Origin of the sequence: Actinosynnema sp. NPDC023658 (assembly GCF_040639995.1) — a bacterium.
In the GTDB taxonomy this organism is placed as follows: Bacteria; Actinomycetota; Actinomycetes; order Mycobacteriales; family Pseudonocardiaceae; genus Actinosynnema.
The window spans coordinates 1-2471 of sequence record NZ_JBFAAX010000831.1 but is presented as its reverse complement, the minus strand read 5'-3'; the positions used below and the strand labels follow the sequence as shown (position 1 = coordinate 2471).

Genomic DNA, 2471 nt, shown 5'->3' with positions numbered 1-2471 from the left:
GTCGGGGCACTGCGTGCCGACGAGGTAGTCGACGGCGGCAGCCGGTGCGCCCTTCCAGCGGTCCAGCGCGAGCACCGCGAACGCCTGGGTGAAGCCGTTGGAGAACTCGCCGAACTGGGACTTGTCTTTGAAGCGGCCGGACGCGTCCTGCAACGCGGTGAGGCCCGCGATCAGGTCGACGCCGGCGAAGGCGGTCGGGTCCTGGCCGCGGGCCTGGACGGCCAGCGCGAGCTTGGCGTGCGCGCCCGCGTAGGACTCGGTGGGCATGCCGGAGTGCAGGTAGCCGTCGATGACCGCGGGCTGGGCGAGCCAGGCGGTGATCCTGTCCGCGCTGTCGGACGCCACGCCGGCGGCGGTGAGCGCGAACAACCCGTCCAGCGTGAGGCCCTGGTCGGGGTAGGCGACGCCCTCGGCCACGATCTCGAAGTGGTCGCCGTCGACGAGCTGCCGGGCGAGCCAGCCGGCCGCTGCCTCGCTCACGGTCGTCGTCGGCTGCTCCCGGCCCTGGGCGACGGGCGTGACCGCGAGGACGGCGAGCGTGGCGGTGGCGATGACGGCGGCGGTCCGTCTCAACGGCATGGTCGGCCTTTCCGGGCGCGAGGCGCGGGCGGACCCCGGACGGCGTGATCGACTTCCCCCGGGCTCCGACCCGTTGACCTCGACGGTGTCAGGAGCGTGGCGCGCGCGGCGGGTGTTCGGGCTCGTCCCGGGTGGGACCTACCGTTGCGGGTCAGCGCCGGAGTTCGACCGGCTTCCCCCGTTCCACGCGCGATTGCCGATCGTCTGTCACGGATCATGGTGTGTCAATCCGCCTCTAGCGCGATGCTGCTCACCCCTACGTACGGTTACCGTCGGTCGATCGACCTGGGGAAGAGAGGTGTTCGATGACGACTCTGGCGTCCGTGCGCGAAGGTCTGGTGGCGTGGGTCGCACGGCGTGCGGCGACGCGGTGGGTGTTGGGCAAGATCGGATCGCGGGCGTTGTCGCTGCTCCCGGACCGTGCGCTCGTCCCGTTGAAGCGGGACGGGGTGGTGCCGGTCGCGGAGTTGGAGCGGATGCGGGAGGCGGGCGCGGTGCACCGGATCCCGGTGCCGTTCGGCCTGAGGGTGTGGTTGGTCACCGGCCAGGACGAAGCGAAGAAGGTGCTTTCCGACACAGGGGCGTTCTCCAACGACTACGCCCGGCTCGGCGCGGCGGTCGGCCGGATCGAGCAGGCGCCCGGTGGCCTCGGCTTCGCCGACCCGCCCGACCACACCCGGCTGCGCAAGCTGCTCTCGCCGGAGTTCACCATGCGCCGGCTGTCGCGGCTCGTGCCGCGCATCGACGCGATCGTCACCGAGCGGTTGGACGCCATGGAGGCCGCCGACGGGCCGGTCGACCTGGTGGAGGAGTTCGCGCTGCCCATCCCGTCGTTGACGATCTGCGAGCTGCTCGGCGTGCCCTACGAGGACCGCGACCGTTTCCAGCGGCTCGCGGCGGCCCGGTTCGACCTGTTCGGCTCCGCCGCGGGGCAGGCGCTGGGCGCGATCTCCGAGTCCCTGTCGTACATGGAGGAGATCGTGCGCCGGGAGCGCCGGTCGCCCGGTGACGGCCTGATCGGCTCGATCATCCGCCAGCACGGCGACGACGTGAGTGACGTCGAGCTGGCCGGCCTGGCCGACGGCGTGCTGACCGGCGGGTTCGATACCACGGCGTCGATGCTGGCGCTGGGCGCGATCGTGCTGCTGCGCGACGACGCGGCGCGTGCGGCGATGCGTGACGACGACGCGGCCACCGCGCCCATGGTCGAGGAGCTGCTGCGGCACCTGAGCGTGGTGCAGGTGGCGTTCCCCCGGTTCGCCCGGCACGCGCTGCAGGTCGGTCCGCAGCGGATCGAGGAAGGCGACGTCGTGGTCGTGTCCCTGTCGGCGGCCAACCGGGAGGAGGTGTCCGACTTCGACGCCGGACGTCCCGCGTCGTCGCACCTGGCGTTCGGCTACGGCGCGCACCGCTGTGTGGGCGCGGAGCTGGCCCGGATGGAGCTGCGCGCCGCCTACCCGGCCCTGCTGCGCCGTTTCCCCCACCTCCGCCTGGCGGACGAGCGCCCGGGCTTCCGCGCCGCGTCCATCGTGCACGGTGTCGACAAGCTGCTCGTCCACACGCGCTGAGCGTTCAACTCGACCGTCCTGGACGTAGGAGCGTCATTCAGAAGTTGATCCTGGGCTGGTAGGGCAACAGGCCCGTCCCGGTAGGGTCGGTTTCCTCTCACGGGAACGATCCACCACGAGGCGCGGCTGGTGCGCTACCAGCCCACGACCGGGCTCGACCACGACCGGATCGAGGAGCTGGTCTCCCGCATTCACCAGGTACTACTGGCGGCCGGCCTGGGGTGAGCCGTTCCGATCAGCACGTCGGCGCCGGTCGACACCACTCGAAGCGCCCTCGACCACGGCCCGCGCCTGCCGGTCGTGGTGCACGGTGGCGTTGTAGAG

1 protein-coding gene, 1 pseudogene and 1 riboswitch are annotated in these 2471 nt (G+C 71.8%); of the genes and pseudogenes, one reads left to right on the top strand and one right to left on the bottom strand.

The genetic code is table 11. The annotated features are described in order from the left end of the window. Positions 1–579 (bottom strand): annotated as a pseudogene (locus tag AB0G02_RS35320) (peptidase); the annotation flags it as partial. Positions 580–668: 89 nt separating this feature from the next. After that, positions 669–795: riboswitch (cobalamin riboswitch) on the bottom strand. A gap of 89 nt (positions 796–884) precedes the next feature. On the opposite strand from AB0G02_RS35320, the gene AB0G02_RS35315 reads away from it, so the two are divergent. Further along, the gene (locus tag AB0G02_RS35315; protein ID WP_360803326.1) at positions 885–2147 is read left to right on the top strand and encodes a cytochrome P450; all 1263 of its coding nucleotides are present in this window, start codon (positions 885–887) and stop codon (positions 2145–2147) included. The last annotated feature ends 324 nt before the right edge of the window (positions 2148–2471 follow it).

Excerpts from the sequence above, each read along its gene's own strand:
- AB0G02_RS35315 (WP_360803326.1), top strand. The coding sequence starts at position 885 with ATGACGACTCTGGCGTCCGTGCGCGAAGGTCTGGTGGCGTGGGTCGCA.